This is a genomic window from Collinsella sp. i06-0019-1H4 (assembly GCF_042849575.1).
Lineage (GTDB): Bacteria > Actinomycetota > Coriobacteriia > Coriobacteriales > Coriobacteriaceae > Collinsella.
Window position 1 is genome coordinate 513,581 of the sequence record NZ_BAABYB010000001.1, and the last position, 21,440, is coordinate 535,020.

At 59.9% G+C, this 21,440-nt stretch carries 19 protein-coding genes and 1 other RNA gene; 15 read left to right on the forward strand and 5 right to left on the reverse strand.

Annotated elements, in window-relative coordinates; all coding sequences use genetic code 11:
- Positions 1-229: 229 nt before the first annotated feature.
- The gene (locus ACGHEN_RS02110; RefSeq protein ID WP_118270464.1) at positions 230-1,234 is read right to left on the reverse strand and encodes an AraC family transcriptional regulator; all 1,005 of its coding nucleotides are present in this window, start codon (positions 1,232-1,234) and stop codon (positions 230-232) included.
- A gap of 114 nt (positions 1,235-1,348) precedes the next feature.
- On the opposite strand from ACGHEN_RS02110, the gene ACGHEN_RS02115 reads away from it, so the two are divergent.
- The 6 genes from ACGHEN_RS02115 (at position 1,349) to ACGHEN_RS02140 (ending at position 8,472) form a co-directional block, all read left to right on the forward strand.
- Complete coding sequence (locus ACGHEN_RS02115; RefSeq protein ID WP_390397033.1) at positions 1,349-3,175, forward strand: ABC transporter ATP-binding protein; 1,827 nt, start codon at positions 1,349-1,351, stop codon at positions 3,173-3,175.
- The gene (locus tag ACGHEN_RS02120) at positions 3,176-4,933 is read left to right on the forward strand and encodes an ABC transporter ATP-binding protein (RefSeq protein WP_390397036.1); all 1,758 of its coding nucleotides are present in this window, start codon (positions 3,176-3,178) and stop codon (positions 4,931-4,933) included.
- Between the two features lie 195 nt (positions 4,934-5,128).
- A complete protein-coding gene (locus ACGHEN_RS02125) occupies positions 5,129-5,374 on the forward strand; it encodes a DUF6110 family protein (protein ID WP_055250999.1) in 246 nt (81 codons plus the stop codon).
- Positions 5,375-5,452: 78 nt separating this feature from the next.
- Complete coding sequence (locus ACGHEN_RS02130) at positions 5,453-7,468, forward strand: heavy metal translocating P-type ATPase (RefSeq protein ID WP_390397039.1); 2,016 nt, start codon at positions 5,453-5,455, stop codon at positions 7,466-7,468.
- A gap of 138 nt (positions 7,469-7,606) precedes the next feature.
- Positions 7,607-7,960, forward strand: coding sequence for a hypothetical protein (locus ACGHEN_RS02135; RefSeq protein ID WP_390397042.1), 354 nt, complete (start codon positions 7,607-7,609; stop codon positions 7,958-7,960).
- Positions 7,957-8,472 (forward strand): type II toxin-antitoxin system VapC family toxin, encoded by a 516-nt coding sequence (locus ACGHEN_RS02140; RefSeq protein WP_390397044.1) that lies wholly within the window; start codon positions 7,957-7,959, stop codon positions 8,470-8,472. Before ACGHEN_RS02135 ends, ACGHEN_RS02140 begins: the two co-directional genes overlap by 4 nt.
- 58 nt (positions 8,473-8,530) lie before the next feature.
- On the opposite strand, the gene ACGHEN_RS02145 is transcribed toward ACGHEN_RS02140, so the two are convergent.
- Positions 8,531-8,965 carry a hypothetical protein gene (locus tag ACGHEN_RS02145; protein WP_349116549.1) on the reverse strand — a complete coding sequence of 145 codons (435 nt, stop codon included), beginning with the start codon at positions 8,963-8,965 and terminating at the stop codon, positions 8,531-8,533.
- A 237-nt stretch (positions 8,966-9,202) separates the two neighbouring features.
- Here ACGHEN_RS02145 and ssrA point away from each other — a divergent pair.
- The 8 genes from ssrA (at position 9,203) to ACGHEN_RS02185 (ending at position 18,291) form a co-directional block, all read left to right on the forward strand.
- Positions 9,203-9,566: a transfer-messenger RNA gene (gene ssrA, locus ACGHEN_RS02150) on the forward strand.
- A 370-nt stretch (positions 9,567-9,936) separates the two neighbouring features.
- Complete coding sequence (locus ACGHEN_RS02155) at positions 9,937-10,815, forward strand: patatin family protein (RefSeq protein ID WP_390397047.1); 879 nt, start codon at positions 9,937-9,939, stop codon at positions 10,813-10,815.
- A 157-nt stretch (positions 10,816-10,972) separates the two neighbouring features.
- Positions 10,973-11,416, forward strand: a complete 444-nt coding sequence (rplM, locus tag ACGHEN_RS02160; RefSeq protein WP_022094635.1) for a 50S ribosomal protein L13 — start codon at positions 10,973-10,975, stop codon at positions 11,414-11,416.
- A 2-nt stretch (positions 11,417-11,418) separates the two neighbouring features.
- Positions 11,419-11,814, forward strand: coding sequence for a 30S ribosomal protein S9 (gene rpsI, locus ACGHEN_RS02165; protein ID WP_022094634.1), 396 nt, complete (start codon positions 11,419-11,421; stop codon positions 11,812-11,814).
- Between the two features lie 123 nt (positions 11,815-11,937).
- A complete protein-coding gene (gene glmM, locus ACGHEN_RS02170; RefSeq protein WP_349073807.1) occupies positions 11,938-13,275 on the forward strand; it encodes a phosphoglucosamine mutase in 1,338 nt (445 codons plus the stop codon).
- A 71-nt stretch (positions 13,276-13,346) separates the two neighbouring features.
- Positions 13,347-13,844, forward strand: a complete 498-nt coding sequence (locus ACGHEN_RS02175; protein WP_390397052.1) for a PTS glucose transporter subunit IIA — start codon at positions 13,347-13,349, stop codon at positions 13,842-13,844.
- Between the two features lie 272 nt (positions 13,845-14,116).
- Positions 14,117-14,845: a glucosamine-6-phosphate deaminase gene (gene nagB / locus ACGHEN_RS02180; protein ID WP_349116551.1), complete on the forward strand. Its 729-nt coding sequence runs from the start codon at positions 14,117-14,119 to the stop codon at positions 14,843-14,845.
- Between the two features lie 449 nt (positions 14,846-15,294).
- Positions 15,295-18,291: a BTAD domain-containing putative transcriptional regulator gene (locus tag ACGHEN_RS02185; RefSeq protein WP_390397056.1), complete on the forward strand. Its 2,997-nt coding sequence runs from the start codon at positions 15,295-15,297 to the stop codon at positions 18,289-18,291.
- A 59-nt stretch (positions 18,292-18,350) separates the two neighbouring features.
- Here ACGHEN_RS02185 and ACGHEN_RS02190 read toward each other — a convergent pair whose 3' ends face one another.
- A complete protein-coding gene (locus ACGHEN_RS02190) occupies positions 18,351-18,650 on the reverse strand; it encodes a YhbY family RNA-binding protein (RefSeq protein WP_390397059.1) in 300 nt (99 codons plus the stop codon).
- A 158-nt stretch (positions 18,651-18,808) separates the two neighbouring features.
- Entirely contained in the window at positions 18,809-19,639 is an 831-nt protein-coding gene (locus ACGHEN_RS02195; RefSeq protein ID WP_390399354.1) for a methyltransferase domain-containing protein, read from the reverse strand.
- Between ACGHEN_RS02195 and ACGHEN_RS02200 the strand changes: the two genes are divergently transcribed.
- Entirely contained in the window at positions 19,564-19,836 is a 273-nt protein-coding gene (locus tag ACGHEN_RS02200) for a hypothetical protein (RefSeq protein WP_147350659.1), read from the forward strand. The genes ACGHEN_RS02195 and ACGHEN_RS02200 overlap by 76 nt on opposite strands.
- A 176-nt stretch (positions 19,837-20,012) precedes the next feature.
- Here the strand turns inward: ACGHEN_RS02200 and ACGHEN_RS02205 are convergent, their stop codons facing one another.
- Complete coding sequence (locus ACGHEN_RS02205; protein ID WP_117843357.1) at positions 20,013-21,377, reverse strand: PFL family protein; 1,365 nt, start codon at positions 21,375-21,377, stop codon at positions 20,013-20,015.
- Positions 21,378-21,440: the final 63 nt, after the last annotated feature.

Genomic DNA, 21,440 nt, shown 5'->3' on the forward strand with positions numbered 1-21,440 from the left:
AAGGCCACATTTAGTGGCCTTCTTTGCATGCGGAACTCATTTGGAGCAAACACCCCGGCGACTCGGGGCTTCCCCGGCCAGACGACTCGGCCGTTCGGGTCAGACGGGCTGAATTGAATAGAGTGAATGGGCGCGCCGTTGGCGCGCCCATTTTTGTAAATGTGACAAAAGGACAGTCCCTTTGTCACATTGCGTGTGGAACTCATGGGGCTGTCCCTTTGCCGTCTTTTTATTGATGTTGGGAGCGCCAGGTGGTGGGGGTGGTGCCGGTGTGTTGCTTGAAGGCTTGGGCGAAGGCGGCCTGCTGAGGGTAGCCTAGACGCTCTGCGACCTGCGCTATCGTGAGCGAGCTATCGGCCAAAAGGTCCTGTGCTCGCTCCATACGGCGTCTGCGAATGTAGGCACCCAGGGACTCGCCGGTTTGGGCCTTAAAGGTGGCGCATAGCTTGGAGCGGCTTGTGTAGAGCCTCTCGGCTACCTCGTTGATACCCACACGTCTGCCTTTGTCGAGCGCGCGCTCAATCATTGCCGTTGCTTCTTCGGCAATGGTTATGCTGGCGCGTGTGTCTGCCGCCCGCCGCGCCTGCTTGTGGGCCGCGCGCGAACAGGCGAGCTCCGCGACCATGGTCTCCACGATGCCTTGCATATAGACGTGTCCGCCTACGGTGCGGGCGCGGTCCTCGTTAATCCGGCGCAGCGTGTGGCAGATGGCAGACGTCGCCTCCTCGTGCCACGACTCGGCAAACGCCTCAAAGACTCCCGCGAACTCAGTGGGATACCGATGCTCCAGCTCGTCAAAATACCCGGGCAAAAAGAGCACCGAGCGCGAGTGATAAAGCTGCCCTGCAAACAGCGGACTTAGTTCCTCGCCGCAGCTATCTTGGATAAAGCTGCACACCGCGCTGTTCGGCCACGGTCCATGCAAGGGTTTAAGGTTCGCAGGCGTTATGCCAGCCTCGGGCATGCATATAAGTGTGGGCGCGCTGACCTCGCTCACGCAGGCGTACGGTTCGGGTGTGTATTCGGCCAGGTACATATCGTGCATCGGGGTAATGAAATGCTCCATAACGATGCAGGCGGGGGAGAGAGGCATGATCCATGCGCGTCCGTGCGCCCGATCGTTTGCCACCTCGCCGGTAAAGACGGCGCCCTTGCCGGTAAGCTCCAGGCCAAACTGCTCAAACTGCGGTGCGTAGAGCTCGGTTATGTCGGTCGCTGCCCGCCGTATTTGCAAAAGCGTCCCTTTCCTTTGCAGAAACGTCCACGCCTGGCTCGATTGTGAGCCATGGCTAACACATCAATGATAAGTTCATTACGGTTAACTCTCAAGCCGTTAGAAAGGAATCTCATGGCAAAGGGATCAAAAAAGGAAGGCGGCGGTATCGGCGAGCTGCTTGCATATGCCGGCGACCGTAAATTCCTAACATATTTGGGCATGGCCCTCTCGGCGCTCTCGCAGCTGCTGAGCTTTGGCCCGTACGTGTGCATTTGGCTTGTCGCGCGCGATCTGATCGCCGTGGCACCTAACTGGAGCGAAGCCTGCGATATCGCGATGTATGGTTGGTGGGCCGTCGGTTTTGCCCTGGTGAGCATCGTGATTTATTTCGTGGGGCTCATGTGCACACACCTATCCGCGTTTCGTTGCGCGTCCAATATCCGCAAGGCTACGAGCGAGCATCTGCTTAAGCTGCCGCTCGGCTACTTTGACACGCACGCCACCGGTGAGCTGCGCCGTATCGTAGACGGATGCGCCGCCTCAACCGAGACACTGCTCGCGCACATGCTGCCCGATATCGCCGGCGCCACCGCCATGGTCGCAGGTCTGCTCGTGCTGCTTTTCGCCCTCGATTGGCGCTTGGGCGCGGCATGCCTTATCTCGGTCGTCGTTTCGCTTGGCGCCATGGCCGCCATGATGGGCGGCAAGGGCGGCGAGTTTATGAAGGCCTACATGGGCGCGCTGGTCAAGATGAACAAGACCGGCACCGAATACGTACGCGGTATCCCCGTGGTCAAGGTATTCCAGCAGACGGTCTACTCCTTTAAGGCCTTCCACGATGCGATCGCCGAATACGCCGACATGGCGCAAAGCTATGAGGGCACGTTCTGCCGAGGTCCACAGGTGCTCAACCTTACCGCGCTCAATGGTCTTGTGGCATTCCTTTTGCCCGTGGCGTTGCTGTTGGTGCCGGGCGAGACGGACTTTGCACGCTTTATGACCAACTTCACGTTTTACGCGATCTTTTCGGCCGTGGTGCCGACGGCCATGACCAAGCTTATGTTTGTGGGCGAGGCGTCTCAGATGAGTGCCGATTCGCTGACGCGTATCCGAAGCGTTATGGATTCCAAGCAGCTCTCCGTGCCTGCCCAGCCCAAGCATCCTGTTGGTAGCGATGTGCGCTTTGAGGACGTGAGCTTTACCTACGAGGGTGCCGAAGCGCCTGCCGTCGATCATGTGAGCTTTAGCGTTCCCGCAGGTAGCACCCTTGCGTTGGTTGGTCCCTCGGGCGGCGGTAAGTCAACCTGCGCAAGCCTGATCCCGCGTTTTTGGGATGTTTCCGCGGGTCGCGTGCTCGTAGGCGGCGTAGACGTTCGCGACATGGATCCCCACGAGCTTATGGACCAGGTTGCCTTCGTGTTTCAGACCAACCAGCTGTTCCGACAAACACTTGCCGACAACGTGCGCGCCTCCAAGCCCACGGCCACTGACGACGAAGTGCGCGCGGCCCTCTCCGCGGCCCAGTGCGACGATATCGTGGCCAAGCTTCCACAGGGCATCAATACCATGCTCGGCCCCGGCGGAGCATATCTTTCGGGCGGCGAGGTCCAGCGCGTGGCACTCGCCCGCGCGATCCTTAAAGACGCGCCTATCGTGGTGCTCGATGAGGCCACGGCGTTTGCCGACCCCGAGAACGAGGCGCTCATCCAGCGCGCCTTTAGCAAGCTGGCGGCGGGTCGCACGGTCATTATGATCGCGCACCGGCTTTCGACCGTGGTGGGGGCCGACAAGATCGTGGTGCTCAACCAAGGTAGCGTGCAGGAGGCCGGCACCCATGCCGAGCTGCTGTCCCAAAAGGGTCTATACGCCAAGATGTGGGCTGAATACGAACAGGCCGCGAGCTGGAAAATCACTGCAGCGACCGCGGATGCCGCCGTCACGAAGGGAGGCGAGGCCTAAATGTTCGCCTCATTCCAAAAGAAGTATTTCCTATCCGATAAAGGCGTCGCCGGCGTAAAACGCGGCATTTTCTGGACCACGCTCACCAATCTCATTACCATGGCCGGCATGGGCTTATTGTTCCTGGTCATGGCCGGTTTTGTCGAGCATCTTGCCAGCGGGGCCGATCTGCCGGGCGCACTGCCCATTGTGGGTGGTCTTGTTATCTTTTTTGCGCTGCTCTTTGCCTCTAATTGGCAGCAGTACTATTACACGTACTGCATCTTTTACGAGGAGTGCGGCAAACAGCGCATGGAGATCGCCGAGCGCTTGCGCAAACTGCCGCTGTCGTTTTTTGGTCGTCGTGATCTGGCCGATTTGACCGAGACCATCATGGGCGACGTTCAGACCATGGAGCATGCTTACAGTCATGTGCTGGGAGAGCTCTGGGGCGCCATCATCGCAAGCGCCATCGTGTTCATATCATCGCTGTTCTTTTGCTGGCAGCTGGCGATAGCGGCGTTCTGGAGCGTGCCCGTGGCCTTTGCCGTGCTGTATCTAACGCGCGGCCCCATGGCCCCGGTGTTCGACCGCGTGCGTGCCGAGAAGGTCAAGGTCACCGAGGCCATCCAGGAGACACTCGACTGTGTGCGCGAGATTCGCGCTACCAACCAGGAGGCCCATTATCTCGAGGGACTCAATGCCGTCATCGACGCCGAGGAGCGCGAGACCACCACAGGCGAGCTCGCTAGCGGGCTTTTGGTCAATTCCGCTTTTGCCATCCTGCGCCTGGGGATTGCCACTACGTTGGTCACGGGCGCCGCGATGGTCGCCTCCGGCCAGGTCGACTTTTTGGTGATGTTTGCCTTCCTGCTTATGGTGAGCCGCATCTATGCGCCCTTTGATCAGGCGCTGATGCTGATGACCGAGCTGTTTGCCGCCGAGTCGTCGGCCAAGCGCATGCGCTCCATCATGGAGGAGCCCATAGCGCGGGGCAGCGAGAAGTTTGAGCCCGTGGGCCATGACGTGGTGTTCGATCACGTGGCATTTAGCTATGGTGCGGGCGAGGACGGCCGTGCCGGCGAGAAGGTCTTGACCGACGTGAGCTTTACCGCCAAGGAGGGCGAGGTCACGGCGCTGGTCGGTCCTTCGGGCTCCGGTAAGTCCACGGTGAGCCGCCTGGCCGCGCGCTTTTGGGATGCCACCGCGGGCAAGGTTACCGTGGGCGGTGTGGATGTTGCAAGCGTCGATCCCGAGGTGCTGCTGCGCGACTACGCCATTGTGTTCCAAGATGTGCTGCTCTTTGACGATACGGTGATGGGAAACATTCGTCTTGGCCGTCGCGATGCCACCGATGAGGAAGTGCTTGCCGCCGCGCGTGCCACCAACTGCGACGAGTTCGTAAGCCGCATGCCGCAGGGATATGACACTATGATTGGCGAGAACGGCTCCAAGCTCTCCGGTGGTGAGCGCCAGCGTATCTCCATCGCCCGTGCGCTGCTCAAAGACGCGCCGATCGTGTTGCTGGACGAAGCGACGGCGAGCTTGGATGTGGAGAACGAGACCGTGGTGCAGCAGGCGCTCTCCCGCCTGCTTGCAGGCAAGACGGTTATCGTGATTGCCCACCGTATGCGCACGGTGGAAAATGCCGACAAGATCGTTGTGCTCAAGGATGGCGTGGTAGCCGAGCAGGGCGCTCCGGCGCAACTCAAGGCGGCAGGTGGAGAATTCGCCCGCATGGTGGCGCTGCAAAAGGAAGCAGCTACCTGGCAGTTGTAAGAAGGGGCAAAGGGACAGTCCCTTTGTCACATTGACAATCGGTTACTCCGCATCGTTAATTTTCAAAAGGTTAGCCATGGCTGACCTAGATAGTTAGATAGAATTAAGGTATTTCAAAAGCGTGCTCGAGCAAACTTGTTTACTCGGGTGCTGAGGCACCGTGCCGCGTCCAATGCGGCAAAAGGGAGAAGCAACATGAAGAAGTCGACGTTTAACACCCTGCTTGTCGGTGGCGGTTTTCTGCTCGGTACGGCCGGCATCAAGCTGCTCACCAGCGCTCCGGTAAAGAATGCCTGCGTGCAGGGTATCGCGTGCGGCATGCGCATCAAGAACGGCTACCAGGACATGGTCGAGCAGGCCAAGGCTAATGTCGACGACATGGTTGCCGAGGCTGCTTACATCACCCAGAGCGAGGCCGCTGCTGACGAGGCAGCCGAGTAACGCTCCCAGGCACAAACTATGAGATTCTCGATTATTAGCGAGATCCCCGGCAGGACCCGTCTTCAATTGGCGGGTCCTGTGCCAGAGAGCGATCTCGATGCACTTCTTAAGCTTGGCGGCGACATCGACGGCGTGCACAAGGTGCGCGTCTACGGCCGCATCGGCCAGATGGCGCTCGAATACGATGAGCCGCGCCGCGCGAGCGTGCTCGACGCCTTGGGCGCACTCGATGCTCAAGCTATCGCCGATGCCAAGTCGGGCTACGTGATGCAACTCGAGCCGCGCAAGCACAAGCTCGTCATGGATCTTGCCACGCTTATCGGCGCCCACTACGCACGTCGCTGGTTTCTGCCCACGCCCCTGCGTGCGGTGTTTGTCGTGGCCGGTTACATGACCTTTTTGCGCGCCGCCCTCCGTGAGCTCGCGCAGCCGCGCCTGACCGTTCCCGTGCTCGACGCTTCGGCCATCGGCATTTCGTTCGTCAAGCGTGATATCGACACCGCGGGCCAGACGATGTTCCTGCTCAACGTGGGCGAGCTGCTCGAGGACTACACCCGCGCCATGAGCGAAAACGAGCTCATCAACTCGCTGCTCGATGTGCCCGACAAGGCGCAAAAGGTCGTCGGCGACACCGAGGTAAGCGTTGCCGCCACCGAGCTCGAGCCCGGCGACTTGGTGGCCGTGCGCACTGGCATGTCCATTTGCATCGACGGTGTTGTCGAGCAGGGGAGCGCCATGGTCAACCAGGCGACCCTGACCGGCGAGCCGCTTGCCGTCGAGCGCAGCGTGGGCGACGACGTGTTCGCCGGCACCGTCGTGGAGGACGGCAGCGTCTTGGTGCGTGTGCGCGCCAATACGGCGCAAACCAAACTGCGCTCAATTGTCTCGCTCGTGCAGACGGCCGACTCGCTCAAGTCCGAGGGCCAGTCGCATATGGAGGACCTTGCCAACAAGATCGTCCCGTGGAACTTCCTGCTCGCGGGCCTGGTTGCGCTCACCACGCGCAGCCTTATCAAGACCTCGGCGGCGCTGATGGTCGACTACTCGTGCGCACTCAAGCTCACGGGTTCCGTCGCCGTCATGACCGCCATGAGCGATGCCGCCAAGATGGGCGTCATGGTCAAGGGCGCGAAGTACTTTGAGTCGTTTGCCAAGGCCGACACCATTGTGTTTGATAAGACTGGCACGCTCACCGAGGCGCAGCCGCGCCTGGCTTGTGTGCTGACGACCGACGGCTGGAGCGAGGACGAGGTCCTGCGCCTTTCTGCCTGCCTGGAGGAGCATTTCCCGCATCCTGTGGCGCGTGCCGTGGTCAACGCCGCCCGCGAGCGCGGGCTCGAGCACCGAGAGCGCCATGCCGCCGTCGAGTACATCGTGGCGCACGGCATCGCTTCGTCCATCGAGGGGCGTCGCGCGATTATCGGCTCGGCACACTTTGTGTTTGAGGATGAGGGCGCGCAGCTCGAATCCGACATCAAGGAGCGCATCGAGTCCCAGATGCAGGGCTTGTCGCCGCTGTACCTGGCGGTCGACGGCACGGTCGTGGGCGTGCTCGGCATCGAGGATCCGCTCAAGCCCGGAGTGCGCGAGGCCATCGCCGATCTGCATGCGCTGGGCGTCAAACATGTCGTTATGCTTACGGGCGACTCCGAGCGCACGGCCGAGCGCATTGCGCGAGAGGCGGGGGTCGACGAGTTTAAGGCCGAGCTGCTGCCCGAGGATAAGTACGCGTATGTGGAGCGCATCAAGGGCGAGGGGCGCCACGTTGCCATGGTGGGCGACGGCGTCAACGATTCGCCGGCGCTCGGTTTGGCCGACGTGGGCCTGGCGATGGGTGGCGGAAGCGACATCGCCAAGGAGGTCGCCGATATCATCCTGACCGATACGGATCTCGCCGCGATCGTGCGCCTGCGCCGCATGAGTCAGGGCCTCATTGATCGTCTGACGAGCTCCTACTCTAAGGTGATGCTCACCAACTCGGCGCTCCTGGCGCTCGGCATTACCGGCGCGATTACCCCGCAGACGTCGTCGTTGCTGCACAATGGCTCGACGATTGCCTACAGCCTGAGCAACGCGAAAGCATATCTGCGCTAGCACTTTTACTTTAGTTTTCGGCCTGCATTTGGGCGGTGTTGCAGCCGCCAGAATGCAGGCCTTTTGCGTTTGACCATGTGCTAGCAGCAATATATAGTTGTGCTAGCTAAGATAGCGGAAGTCGAAGGTGAGGTTGAGATGGGTGCTGTTGACGGCATGGCGCAGGTGAACGTTCGCGTGGATCGCCAGGTCAAGAACCGTGCCGAGGAAGCGCTGCGGCTTTCGGGCGGGTCACTGCCCGAGCTCATCAAAAAGGTGGTGGCCAAGGTCGCGCAGGGTGGCGGGCAGTGCGAGGAAGTGCTTGCGGCCGTCGACGACCGGCAGCAGACCGTCGCGCCCGATACTCCGTTCGCCGCATCATGGGCGGCGGCGGATCAGCTTTACGCGGACCTGGGCATCGCTACGTTGCCCGTATCCGACGATCGCGATTGGGACACAATCTATTCCGAAGCCATGGACGAGCGCTATCGCCAAAAGGGGATGATCCTGTGAGCGGGGCTCCCCTCAAAATAATGGTGGATGCCAACGTATGGGTTGATTCGTTTTGCGTCGACCATGCCGAGTCGCTTGCCGCGCGTGCGTTTATCGGACGGGCTGCGGAATCTGGCGCAACGTTGCTCTTTCCGGTGCATATCGCCAAGGATGTACTGTACGTTGTCCAACACGAGCTGAAGCGCAGGGTTATTGCTAAAAAAGGCTCGGCCGACGAAGCATCGGCACGAGCGATAGGCGAGGCCGCGCTGGCGTTTGTTCGAAATATGACCGAAAACGCCACCGCCGTGGGCGCAGACGCATCCGATCTGTGGCTAGCCGACAAATACTTAGCGCTCCATTGCGATTACGAGGACAACTTGGTACTCGCCGCATGCAAACGCGCCCAGGTTGATTACTTGGTAACTAACGATCGCAAACTGCTCGAACATGCCGATCTTGCAGCAAAGACACCTCGTCAAATGATGCCGATTCTTATTTTGGCCGAACGCGGCGGCGCGGCTATCAGTTGACGCGAACTGTTTGCAGGCCTCTTGGACGACGATGCGCCAAGGGACCCGCATCTGCTATTTACAAAAGCTCGGCCTTAATGGCGGGACTTTCTGCGAGCTGCTCGGCTGCCTTTTCGTCGGAGCTATCGAGTGCTGCCAGACTGCGGTAGACCCACTCGTTGACCTGGGTGTTCTTGACGCCTGCGGTCTGCATAAGGGCGCCTACCTCGCAGATTGCTGCGAGCAGATCAGCTTTTGGACCCGCGAGCTCGACCTCGATGCCGTGGTAGGCGGACACGCCGCGGTTCTCACTCACATGGTCGATAAAGCCCTCGACGGTCTCAAGCTGCTGGGCGAGAGCTGCATCATCGTCAGCGTCCAGCACGACGAGTGCGTTCGATACCGTGAGGGCGGGATGTCCGCAGGGGACAAAGCCTTCGATGACATCCATAGCTTCGGTAATGGTTGAGCCCAGACCTGCGAGGGCATTGACGAGTTGCTGCTTGGTATCCATAACGGTCCTTTCGATGGGTCAATTTTGCTTGGCGAAAATATACGTGACGTGTCCGGTAGCAAAAGTGCGAAGTGTGGTGCACATTATGGTCTTCACAGCTCGTGCATAGAGCAGCTGTCCGCCTTTAGAACGTGGTAAGATAGCTATCCACGAGCGGGGCTCACCCCGCGTGTTCCTTGAAAAGTCGACGGGTGTTGGGTGCTCGTGCCCAATGCCATCCAGACTTTCCCGACATTCGGGGGCGACTGGTTTCGACACGATAGCTCTGAGAGAGGAAGCAAGCCGAGGTCTCCTCGCCTCGTTAAACAGGGGTACCGTCAAATTGAATTGACAACAACTCTTCTTTTGAGCCTATGGCTCTCGCTGCTTAGTTTATAGCGGCGCGTCAACCCGGTGATTTCCCCGACACCGGCGCGACGTCATTTTAGGGGAATGCTCCTGCGCACGTAATCGGTATGGCGCGGGCTAAGACCGAACCGGTTGGGATGCCGCGAGCGTGTCGCTGCGCGCAAAGCGTCCGAGACAAAACCAGCGACTGAGCTTGGAGATGCCAATCAGGGGGCTTTCGTGGACCGGAGTTCGATTCTCCGCGCCTCCACCAATAGTTACAAGCAGGTAGAGAAGTGTTTCTACCTGCTTTTTTATTACATACAGATACCGCGGAGAATCGAACTCTGCGCAGGGCGCGGGCGTAAAGAAAACGCGTGAGCGTTTTTAGCCCGCGGGCGAGGGCGCCGGCAGGCGGCCGAAGCCGGTGCGGATTTGCGAAGCAAATACGCGGATTCTCCGCGCAAAGCCTCAAACCTATATAGATGCGATGATATCGAATCTCAGCCTGCCATGCGCCGCAGCAACGCAGAGTGGGACGCGCTTTCCCGCCGACCGCCCCGTCCTCCGCAACTCCAAAACCAATGCGCTCTCTATCCCAAAACTGGGTAGAAGAAGCCCAAACGAAACAGCAGGAGGTCAATATGACTGCAGAAGATAGGGCAAAGAACGCCGGCAAGGTCGCGCTCGTTTTGGAGGGCGGCAGCTTCCGCGGGCAATTTACCGCAGGCGTGCTCGACGTCCTCATGGAGGTCGGCGTCGAGATTCCGGCTGTCTATGGCGTATCGGCCGGCGCCCTCAACGGCGTCAACTACAAGTCGCACCAGATCGGCCGTGCCAACCGCATCAACCTGGCTTTCTGTAACGACAGCCGCTACATGGGTGCCGCATCGTTTGCGTCCACGGGCTCTATTGTGGGTTACGACTTTATCTTTAACGACGTCCAGGACCGCCTGGATCCCTTTGACAACGAGACGTTCGACGCCAGCCCCATCGAGATGTACGCCGCCGCGACGGACATGCTCTTTGGAACCGCCGCGTACCTGCCGGTCAAAAGCGCCGTGCTCGACCTCGATGCCGTGCGCGCCTCGACGTCGCTGCCGCTGGTGACGCCGCCGGTCGAGATTGACGGGCACAAATACGTCGACGGCGGCGTAGCCGATTCGGTCCCTATCGAGCATGTGCTCGAGGAGGCGGGCTTCGACCGTGCGGTCGTTATCGTTACGCAGGACCGCTCATACGAGAAAAAGCCTTACGAGTTTATGCCCGCCGCGCGCGCCCGCTATGCCGACTACCCCTACCTGCTCGAGGCTATCGAGACGCGCCACGACCGCTATAACATCCAACGCATGCATCTGTGGAAGTATGAGCGCGAGGGCCGTGCGCTGGTCGTTGCTCCGCAAAAGCCGGTCGAGGTCGGCCACGTTGAGCACGATCCGGCAAAGCTCCTCGACCTGTATATTCAGGGCCGCCAGGAGGCAAAGCGATTGCTGGGAGATATCGAGGCGTTTGTCGAGCGCTAGCGTCGCGACGTCATGACCCATGGACGACATGTGCAGAAAGTCTGGTCAGAGCCAAAATACCTGTTGACTCGGGCGACGAGCGGGGTAATATGGACGGGTTACTTGCAGAGCCCCGTGAATCTCTGTAACAACACGTACTGTACATGGAGGAGTCTAAGTGATTTCGAAATCGACTCACTACGCCAAGCAGGGCGAGGTCCAGCGCAACTGGGTTCTCGTCGACGCCGATGGTGCTGTCCTGGGCCGTCTTGCCACCCAGATCGCAATGATCCTGCGCGGTAAGAACAAGCCCCAGTTCACGCCCAACAGCGACTGCGGCGACTTCGTTGTCGTCATCAACGCCGATAAGGTCCAGCTTACCGGTAACAAGGCCGACACGAAGACCTATTATCGCCACAGCGGCTACAACGGCGGCCTCAAGGCTGAGAGCTTCCGCCAGGCTATGGAGAAGCACCCGGAGAAGGTCATCGAGCGCGCCGTTCGCGGCATGCTGCCCAAGACCACCCTCGGCCGTGCCCAGATGACCAAGCTTAAGGTCTACGCTGGTGCCGAGCATCCGCACGCTGCCCAGAACCCCACGAAGATTGAGCTGGAGGCTTAAAGATGGCTGAGAACACCGTTGTCTACCAGGGTACCGGCCGTCGTAAGAACGCCGTCGCCCGCGTCCGTCTCGTCCCCGGCACCGGCAAGGTGACCATCAACAAGCGTGACGCCGAGCAGTATTTCGGCCGTCATCAGCTCGTTGAGAACGCCCTTGCTCCCTTCAAGGTGACCGACACCGCCGGTCAGTTCGACGTTATCGCTCTGTGCGATGGCGGCGGCATCTCCGGTCAGTCCGGCGCTCTGCGCCTGGGCATCGCTCGCGCTCTTCTGAACGCTGGCGACTACCGTGCTGACCTCAAGAAGGCCGGTTTCCTTACGCGCGATGCTCGCGTGGTCGAGCGCAAGAAGTACGGCCTCAAGAAGGCTCGCCGCGCTCCCCAGTTCTCCAAGCGCTAAGGTTTTATCTCCTTACGAGATACAATGTACAAGCGGGGCCTGCCGATTGCTCGGCGGGTCCCGCTTTTCTTTTTCGACTAGGGTGGGCGACTGCGTTTTGCCCACTTGGGAAGGAGCGATCCTATGCCCCAGAACATCTTCGGTACCGATGGCGTCCGCGGCGTCGCCAACGCCGACCTCTCGTGCGACCTCGCGTTTCGTCTTGGCCGTGCGGCGACCAAGTTCCTTGGTCCGGACATTTGCATCGGCCGTGACACGCGTCTTTCGGGCACCATGCTCGAGAGTGCTCTGACCGCCGGCATTATGGCCGAGGGCGGCCGACCGCACTGCTGCGGCGTTATCCCTACGCCGGCCGTGGCGCTGCTCACCGTCCAAAACGAGCTCGACGGCGGCATCGTCATCTCTGCTTCGCACAATCCGCCGGAGTTCAACGGCATCAAGTTCTTTAGCCGCAAGGGCATGAAGCTTCCCGATGCTGTCGAGGAAGAGATCAGCGCCTGGGTCATGTCCGAGGAGGCCATGGCTGCCGACACGCTGCCGACCGGCGCCGGTGTGGGTCACATCATCAAGATGAAGGACGCCCGCAAGGCATATGTCGATCATGCCATCAACACGCTCGACGGCCTTAAGCTCGACGGCTTGGTTGTTGCCGTCGACTGCGGCCACGGCGCTTCTTGCCAGACCACGCCCGCCGCACTGCAGCGCCTGGGCGCCACGGTCCATGCCATCAACACCGACTACTGCGGCACCGACATTAACGTCGAGTGCGGCTCCACTCATCTTGAGCCCTTGCGTGAGCTCGTACTGCGTACCCACGCCGACATCGGTCTGGCTCACGATGGCGACGCCGATCGCGTGCTGTTCGTGGACAGCGAGGGCAACGAGATCGACGGCGACTACATCCTGGCCATCTGCGGCTCTGACCTGGCCGCTCGCGGTAAGCTCGCCAACTCCGAGATCGTCTCGACCGTTATGTGCAACCTCGGTTTCTCCATCGCCATGAAGGAGCAGGGCTTTGAGATGGTGCAGACCGCCGTGGGCGACCGCTATGTCCTCGAGCGTATGCTCGAGGACGGTGCCGTCATCGGCGGCGAGCAGTCCGGCCACATCATCTTCCTGGAGCACAACACCACCGGCGACGGCTTGGTGACGGCCCTGCAGCTTCTGGCCGTGCTCAAGCGCACCGGCCGCACCCTCACCGACCTTGCCGGCATCATGAAGAAGTACCCGCAGGTACTTGTCAACGTACATTCCGACAATAAGGCCGGCCTGGACGATTGTCAGCCCATTTGGGACGCCGTCGCTGCCGCCGAGAAGGAGCTCAACGGTCGCGGCCGCATTCTGGTACGTCCGAGTGGCACCGAGCCGCTGGTCCGTGTGATGGCCGAGGCCGAGACGCACGAGTTGACCCAGCGTGTGGTTGACGACATCGTCGAGGTTGTCAAGCGCGAACTTCCCTAATGGTCAAAAACGGGTGCCAAGTGGTAAACTGTTAAAGTTATTTTGATTGATTGGTATGTCCGAGGGGGAGCATGTTCACTAAAGTCCTGAGGTCTTTTGGTATGCGTGGTCGAGTCCTTACGCTGGATGCTCCCATCTCGGGCGACGTCATTCCGTTATCCGAGGTCAAAGACCAGACGTTTGCTACCGGCCTTTTGGGCCAGGGCGTGGCGATTCAGCCTACGGGTACACGTGTGATTGCTCCGGCTGACGCTAAGGTCGAGGCGATTTTTCCCACGGGTCATGCCGTTGCGCTCAACACGGTCGATGGTCTAGACGTGCTCATCCATGTTGGTTTGGACACCGTTCAGCTCGAGGGCAAACATTTTACTGTGTATGCGCAAGTGGGTGACATCGTCCATAAGGGCGATGTACTCATCGAGTTCGATCGCGAGGCAATTGCTGCCGAGGGCTACGATGTGACGGTTCCCATCTTGGTGTGTAACTCCGTTGAGTTCTCGAGCATCAAGGGTTCCGTTGGCGAGCATGTCGAGGAGATGGACCAGCTTATCGTCGCGCGTGAGCGCTAGTCGCTCCGCTTGGCCTTTAGCCTACAATTCAAACACGTTTACGGAGGGCGCCCTTGAAAGAGGGCGCCCTCCGTGGCAAGATGGGAAACGTCCGAGGCTAAACAGCTTTGGGTCACCGTGGACGGGCAGGGGCCCCGACGCGGTTAGACACGAGACACATATATTACGCGACCTCGCCCTGGTGGCCGCACACGTTGGTTGCGGCCGACGCGGGCCGCGGGCAAGTGCTTGTAAGGGGAGCCTTGCCTCTCTTGTACGAGAAAGGACGCGTAATGAAAATCATTAAAGCTAAAGACTACGAGGATATGAGCCGCAAGGCCGCTAATATCATCTCGGCTCAGGTTATCCTCAAGCCCGATTGCGTGTTGGGTCTTGCCACCGGCTCCACCCCGATTGGCGCTTACAAACAGCTCGCTGCTTGGTACGAGAAGGGCGACATTGACTTTGCCGAGGTCAGCACCTATAACCTGGACGAGTATCGTGGTCTTTCGCACGACGATCCCCAGAGCTATCACTACTTTATGCGCGAGAACTTCTTCGATCACATCAATATCGATCTGAACAACACGCACGTGCCCGATGGCTCCAACCCCGATGCCGCCGCTGCCTGCTCCGAGTACGACAAGATCGTCGCTGCCGCCGGTTACCCGGATCTGCAGCTGCTCGGCATTGGCAACAACGGTCACATCGGCTTTAACGAGCCCGATGACCACTTCTCCAAGGGCACGCACTGCGTCGACCTCACCGAGAGCACCATTCAGGCCAACAGCCGCCTGTTCGACAGCATCGATGACGTGCCCCGTCAGGCTTACACCATGGGCACCCAGACCATCATGTATGCCCGCATGATCCTGGTTGTCGCCAACGGCGAGGCCAAGGCTCAGGCCGTGCACGATATGTGCTATGGTCCGGTTACGCCCAAATGCCCGGCTTCGATCCTGCAGCTGCACACCAACTGCGTTGTCGTTGCTGACGAGGCCGCTCTTTCGCTCTGCGAGTAACGCGATCAGCGATCTTACATAGTTTCTCAAAAGGCCCTCGCTTTGCGGGGGCCTTTTTAGTGGGCATACGCCGTGGCGTATACATGACGGAAACCTTGCCGCGTGCTTGACTGGAGGGTTTTAAATTTTTGTGATTCATTCTATAGCAGATTCTGTGCACATTTGCCACCATAGAGTCGCAGGCGGTAGCGAGGAGTAGGCGAGTTGCGCAACTCAAATAAAAATAGCCGACTGCGCTACACTGCAAATGGGATGGGACATGCTGGCAAGCGCATTGACCTGCGCAAAGACCTATTGGTCGGGGGATAAGTTACCATCGGGCCTCGCTGTACAAAAACTTGCCAAACACGTACCGGCAGACAATTAAAAACTCTAAGCCGCGCTATTCACGGGGCGGCTATTATGGTCCTGCAGCTACGGTGTCCATATGGTCGAGTTGAGGAGCAAGTATGGTAAACGATCTGGGCAATACGGACGACCTCGAGTTGATGCCGACGGGCGGCGGCTATATGGTGCGGCGCGATCGCTTGATGAACGAGCTCATCGTTAAAGGGCGCAAGGCGGGAATTGTTTTGCTCTACGCGCCCGACGGGTTTGGTAAGACGTCGGTGTTGCTGCAATACGTGCAGGAGGTTAAATCGGATCCCACGCGAGGGCCGGTTCGGATTATCGAGGCCGACCGCGCGATTGGACGCGAGCTCTTTATGCAGCTCGAGGTTGTCGCCGATGAGCTTAAGGACAAACCTCATTCGCTCGTTGCGATCGACAACGTGCCCAATCTCGAGCAGCACGAAACCGAGGACCTCATCGATCGAATCCGCAGCTTACGTGCTACGGGGACGGGGGTCTTTATTGCCTGCCGCCCCTCCAACCGATTGCTTATCCACGGGCTGGGCGATTCTGTAAAAGTCAATGCGCAGATGCTCAAGGTGCACGCCTATGAGTATTCGTCATGGGCCACGGCGTTCTCTATCAGCACATCGCTCGATTTTTATCGGCTCACGCAAGGTGTGCCAGAGCTGGTATCTGCCTTGCAGACGGGGATGTATGGACAGGGCGATGTTGCCGGGTTGCTCGAGAACGAAATCGTCAACGTGTACGGTGCGGCGCTGGCCGATCTCGCATCGCTCGAGAACAACCTGTTGTTTACCGTTGCCTGCTTGATGGTATTGATGGGCGAGGGCCGCATTGCGGAGCTAGAGGCGTGCGGTGTGAGGCTTTCGATGGTCGACCAGTCTATCTTTGTGCGCGATTATCCGATTTTTGGCGTGGATCCGTCTGATCGCACCTTTAGGTGTTTGGGTGCTAAGGACAACGCGCGCCTGAGGCTGCGAAAGCTTGTTGCCGAGATCCGTCCCGAACTAGTATCGCGGGCTGCTCGCATTTTGATAAAGGCGGCCCGATGCGATTTGGCCATGGACCTGGCCGATGCGTTCTTGGACCGCCGTGTGGTGTTGGAGCTTGCCGGGCAGTATGGGGCCGATCTTGCCCTGACCGGGCATGGAGGGGACATTTGCCGTGCAGCATCGGCGATGATCAATGCGGAAAAGCAGGAGCAAGAGCCGACAGCCGCCGAGGCACTCGGCGTGTATCTGGCGGCTGTCAGCGTGTGCAATACAAAGCTCGCAAGGTATATGGCGTCCGTTATCGAACGTGCGGGTGACCAGGCGGCCCGCGAGGTCGACCCCGCTACCTGGAAAATAGCCCAGGCGCTTACCATCGCCTTTTACGGCGACAATGACCTGGGGCTTCCCGCCAACCCTGTTGTGCAAGAACAGACATCCTGCGAGGTGCTCGACATGCTGTCCGCGCATATCGAGGTCAAGCGCCACCTAACCGAGCGAGCGGAAGACGGCAATGTTCTCGCGAAGCTCAAGGCGTGCAAAGCTTATGATTGCGAGCTCGACATCGCGGGGATTCTCATACAGGCCGACCATATGCTGGTGGAGCTGTTCGACGGCTCGTTTGCTAAACCCGACGAGCGCGATGACAAGATGGCGCAGATACTCGAGGCGCTCGATATCCGCGGGCTTAAGGCACCATCCATTTGGCTGCGTATGGTGCTCGCGGCGCGGCGCCTGCTCGCGGGCTTGCCCGTGACCGACGATGTGGCGTTTGGCGAGCTCGACCGCTTTGCGGTGCGTGTTCGTGACAATCAAATTCAGCTGTTTGGGTTATTGCTGGAGGGTTGGCAATCGCTGGCGGAGGGGCGGCCGGTCAACGCGAAGTTCCGTGCGGTTCAGGTGCTCAAGCTCGCCGACGAATCGATTGCGTACATGCGCGAAAACGCGTTGCTGCTGGAGCGCGTGGCGTACCTGCGCAATACGTCGCTGGTATCGGTTCGCGAAGAGGCGGAGCTGCTCGACATTAGCAAGACGCAGGTCGGTGGCTCAGAAGCCTGGATCGTGGCGCTGCACCTGGCCGCTGCGGGCCGCGATAGCGATCTTGCCGCCTGGATGTCTATGAATCGCTCGGGGATTTTAGACCCATCGTATCGGCTATTTGCGCGTCTTGCGATGCACTGTCTGGGCGAGCCTGCCGTCAGGATTCGCAAGAAGCTTCCGGTGCGTGAGCTTTCGCGGTATTCACTACGCGATGATTTTGAGGGCGAAAGCGAGCACCTGTTCCAGGCGGGCGAGGTTGAGGCTGTCGATACGATCGGCCATATTGAGATGCGCATGTTTGGCACATTTCGCGCCGAGCGCGACGGCTTTCCCATCACGGATAAGATGTGGCGTCGCAAAAAGGCGGCAACACTTGCCGAGCGGCTCGCGTTGGGCATGGATGCCATGGTCGACCGCGAGACAATCGCCATGGAGTTGTGGCCCCATGCCGAGTTTAGCGCGGCGCGCAACAATCTGTATTCGACGGTATCGCGCTTGCGCTCGGCTTTGGGTCCAACGCCGGATGGCAAGTCGTGCGTGCTCATCCAAAACGAGTGCATAGGGCTCAACGGCGACTACGTTAAGACCGATGTAAGGCTCTTTGACCAGCTGAGCCGCGAGATCCTGGGAAACCGTATGGGCGCGAGAGGCCCTCACCTGGTTGAGCTTTGTCTTAAGGTTGAGCAGCTCTACGCGGGGCCGCTGTATGTTCCCACCGGTTGCAATCCCACGTTTTTTACGCGCATGCGCCACATTATGCAATCCAAGTACATCGACTGCATGATTAGGGGAGCGAATGCCGCTCTCGAGGAAAATGACCTGCAATCGGCAATTTGGCTCGTTGAATCGGGGCTTCGCCAAGAGACTGCGCGCGAGGACATGGTTCGCTGTGCCATGCGCGTTTACGGTGCGGCGGGACGACGCCGCGATGTTGTCGAGCTATACAGCGGCCACATGCACCACCTGCGAGAGCAGGTTCAAGGCGTGCCCGAGCCCGAGACAAGGCGCCTGTATGAGCGCCTGGTCGAAGGCAGGCTCAAGCGCGTGCTTGTCGAGCGATAAAAAACGGGCGTCCGAATCACTCGGACGCCCGCAGACTTGTTCGGTATGACCAGCCGGTTTTAGACGAGCTTGATCTTCTGGATATCCTTGCGCGAGGACTCGCGATACAGCGAGAACTTGCGGCCGATAACCTGAACGACGTCGGCGTGGCAGCGCTCGGCGAGCTCCTCGGCGGCCTCGCGGGCAGAAAGGCTGGAGCCGTCCAGCACGGAGCACTTAACGAGCTCGTGCTTCTCCAGGTAGGCGACCGTCTGCTCGACGGTGCCCTCGTTGACATCGGACTTACCGATGATGATGGCGGGGTTGAGGTGATGGGCCATGCTGCGAAGCTGCTTGACCTGGGCTCCTGTCAGTGCCATGGGTTCTCGCTTTCTATGTATGGGGCGCCCCGCAATGGGGCCTTAATCTACGTGAGCTGTCCCACGATAGCGCAGGAACGGCGTGGTGTGGAGCGCGTTTGCCCAGTTCGCAAAGAATGCGGATGCCGGGCGGGAAGACGATGCAAGCTTTAGATGGGCTACGGGCGGGGTACGGAGACCGGCTCCCAGGCGATAAACGCCCATCGGACTTTGCGGATGTGGTCGAGCATGTAGCGTCCCTGCGGTACGCCCTTGGATCCCGGCTCACCGGCATGCGGGTTCTCGATCATGTGGTGGGCGATATAGTTGCGCAGGCGGTCGATCTTGTCCTCGTTGCCGTGCTCGAGCATGCGAGAAAAGTCTGCCACGCCTGCCTCGAGACTATCGAAGGTGTCGCGGCGGGGTGATTCAAAATACGTGACCTGTGGCAGTGCACCCATCTGAATAAGGATGTTAAAGGCGTACACAAAACCATTGCTGCAGGTAACCGAGGCGCCGATGGCATTCATCAAGTGCAGGTCATAACGCGGGCTCGAGTTGGCGACCATCGTAACGGCACAACGCCGACGAGCCGTTCGATCAAGCTTGGCAAGTGCGCCTTTTAGGTTGGTCGTGGTGACAGAGCGACTGGCAAAGGCAACATCCACCGCTTTTGCGACCGGTCCAACCAAATCCCAATCATCATCCCAAGCAAGCTCAAGCGGTGTAATGCGATCCTCGAGCCCGTAATACTCAACGCCGGCATCAAGCGTGCCCAACATAGCGGGGGAGAAGTCGGCTGCAATCACAGGATGCCCAGCCTGAGCAAGCGGAATAGCAATCGACCCAGCCCCACACCCCATATCGAGCACCGACTCACCAGGCTCAAGCGCCAGCAGTTTTATAAAATCCCGAGCATACGGGGCAGTCTCCGATGGCCGAAAATGCCGAGCCCGCTTATCCCACTCAAAAGGATCATCAGCCCGATGCCGATCAGCTTGCAAGCGCATCCATTCGTCATTCCAATCAGCAGAAAGAAGCTCAGAGCGAGCATCCCCATCAACCACGGGCCAACCTCCTAGCAACAAAAAAGCGACTCCTCCCAAAAGAAGAGCCGCAACCAGCATATATCAGAAAGAACCGATCCAACGCCAAACCGCCATACCAGCAAAGTAGGGCAGAAGCGAAGCGACTGCCAAAGGGATAGAACCCAACCGAGGTCCCGTTGTGCGTGAGCCCCGGGGAGGGCAAATATATAAGGTCGATCGCGAGTTCCGCACGAGCCGGAGAGCACTTAATGTGCTCTCCGTGCGAGTCAGGACTGTCCGAGCAGGCGACCTTATATATTTGCCCTCCCCGGGGCTCCTCGCCAGTCCCCCTCAGCTAGTTCTTCAGCGAGTTCAGCGGTGCCGGGAAGCGTCCACCACGGTGGGCAAGCACGGTGCCGGCGTTGGGGTTCACCGGCATGATGGGTGCACGGCCAAACAGGCCGCCGTACTCAACGCAGTCGCCCACGCCCTTGCCGATAGCGGGAATCACGCGTACGGCCGTGGTCTTATTGTTGATGACGCCGATGGCCATCTCGTCAGCGATAATGCCGGCGATGGTCTCGACCGGGGTGTCGCCGGGGATGGCGATCATGTCCAGGCCAACGGAGCACACGCAGGTCATGGCCTCGAGCTTCTCGAGCGAAAGTGCGCCGGCCTCGACGGCAGCGATCATGCCGGCGTCCTCGGACACGGGGATAAAGGCGCCCGAAAGGCCGCCCACGCTGGAGCTGGCCATGACGCCGCCCTTCTTGACGGCATCGTTGAGCATGGCGAGCGCGCAGGTCGTGCCGGGGCCACCGCAGGTGCCCACGCCGATGATCTCGAGGATACGTGCGACGGAGTCGCCGATGGCGGGCGTGGGAGCCAGCGACAGGTCGACAATGCCCTTCTCGACACCCAGGCGACGGGCGGCCTCGCGGCTCATGAGCTCGCCGGCACGGGTGATCTTAAAGGCGGTCTGCTTAATCTTCTCGGCGACTTCCATCATCGATGCGGAATCGGGCAGCGTCTCCAGGGCTGCCGCCATAACGCCGGGGCCCGAGACGCCTACGTTGATGACGGCGTCGGCCTCGCCACCGCCGTGGACGGCGCCCGCCATAAACGGGGAGTCCTCGACCATGTTGGCAAAGCAGACAAACTTGGAAGCGCCGACGGAATCCTGGTCGGCCGTGAGTTTAGCGGCATCGATGATGGTCTGGGCGGCCATGAGCACGGCGTCCATGTTGATGCCGGCACGCAGGCTGGCGACGTTGACGCTGGAGCAGACGCGGCTGGTGGTGGCAAGCGCCTGGGGGATGGACTGGATGACGCGGCGGTCGGCGTCGCCGATGCCCTTCTGGACGAGTGCGGAGAAACCGCCCAGGTAATCGATGCCGAGCGTCTCGGCCGCGCGGTCGAGGGCATGCGCGATGGGGGTGAGGTCCTCATCCTTGCAGCACGCGGCGATCTGCGCCACCGGGGTGACGGAAACGCGCTTGTTGACGATGGGGATACCGTACTCGCGCTCGAGGTTCTCGGCGGTCTCGACCAGGTGCTCAGCCGTGTGCGTCACGTGGTCGTAGATCTTCGTGCACATGCGGTCGAGGTTCTCGTCGCCGCAACCCATGAGCGAAACACCCATGGTGATGGTCCTGATGTCGAGGTTCTGCTCCTCAACCATGCCGCGGGTTTCCGCGATTTCTGCGGGCGTGATCGCCATCCTTGCGCTCCTATCTGCCAAAACGAGCATAGTCTTATCTATTTTAACGTGCCGCACGCGCCA

Excerpts from the sequence above, each read along its gene's own strand:
- ACGHEN_RS02195 (WP_390399354.1), bottom strand. The coding sequence starts at position 19,639 with ATGCGCTTGCAAGCTGATCGGCATCGGGCTGATGATCCTTTTGAGTGG.
- ACGHEN_RS02135 (WP_390397042.1), top strand. The coding sequence starts at position 7,607 with ATGGGTGCTGTTGACGGCATGGCGCAGGTGAACGTTCGCGTGGATCGC.
- ACGHEN_RS02115 (WP_390397033.1), top strand. The coding sequence starts at position 1,349 with ATGGCAAAGGGATCAAAAAAGGAAGGCGGCGGTATCGGCGAGCTGCTT.
- ACGHEN_RS02125 (WP_055250999.1), top strand. The coding sequence starts at position 5,129 with ATGAAGAAGTCGACGTTTAACACCCTGCTTGTCGGTGGCGGTTTTCTG.
- ACGHEN_RS02205 (WP_117843357.1), bottom strand. The coding sequence starts at position 21,377 with ATGGCGATCACGCCCGCAGAAATCGCGGAAACCCGCGGCATGGTTGAG.
- ACGHEN_RS02185 (WP_390397056.1), top strand. The coding sequence starts at position 15,295 with ATGGTAAACGATCTGGGCAATACGGACGACCTCGAGTTGATGCCGACG.
- ACGHEN_RS02175 (WP_390397052.1), top strand. The coding sequence starts at position 13,347 with ATGTTCACTAAAGTCCTGAGGTCTTTTGGTATGCGTGGTCGAGTCCTT.
- nagB (WP_349116551.1), top strand. The coding sequence starts at position 14,117 with ATGAAAATCATTAAAGCTAAAGACTACGAGGATATGAGCCGCAAGGCC.
- ACGHEN_RS02145 (WP_349116549.1), bottom strand. The coding sequence starts at position 8,965 with ATGGATACCAAGCAGCAACTCGTCAATGCCCTCGCAGGTCTGGGCTCA.
- glmM (WP_349073807.1), top strand. The coding sequence starts at position 11,938 with ATGCCCCAGAACATCTTCGGTACCGATGGCGTCCGCGGCGTCGCCAAC.
- ACGHEN_RS02200 (WP_147350659.1), top strand. The coding sequence starts at position 19,564 with ATGGCCGAAAATGCCGAGCCCGCTTATCCCACTCAAAAGGATCATCAG.
- ACGHEN_RS02155 (WP_390397047.1), top strand. The coding sequence starts at position 9,937 with ATGACTGCAGAAGATAGGGCAAAGAACGCCGGCAAGGTCGCGCTCGTT.
- rpsI (WP_022094634.1), top strand. The coding sequence starts at position 11,419 with ATGGCTGAGAACACCGTTGTCTACCAGGGTACCGGCCGTCGTAAGAAC.
- ACGHEN_RS02190 (WP_390397059.1), bottom strand. The coding sequence starts at position 18,650 with ATGGCACTGACAGGAGCCCAGGTCAAGCAGCTTCGCAGCATGGCCCAT.
- ACGHEN_RS02120 (WP_390397036.1), top strand. The coding sequence starts at position 3,176 with ATGTTCGCCTCATTCCAAAAGAAGTATTTCCTATCCGATAAAGGCGTC.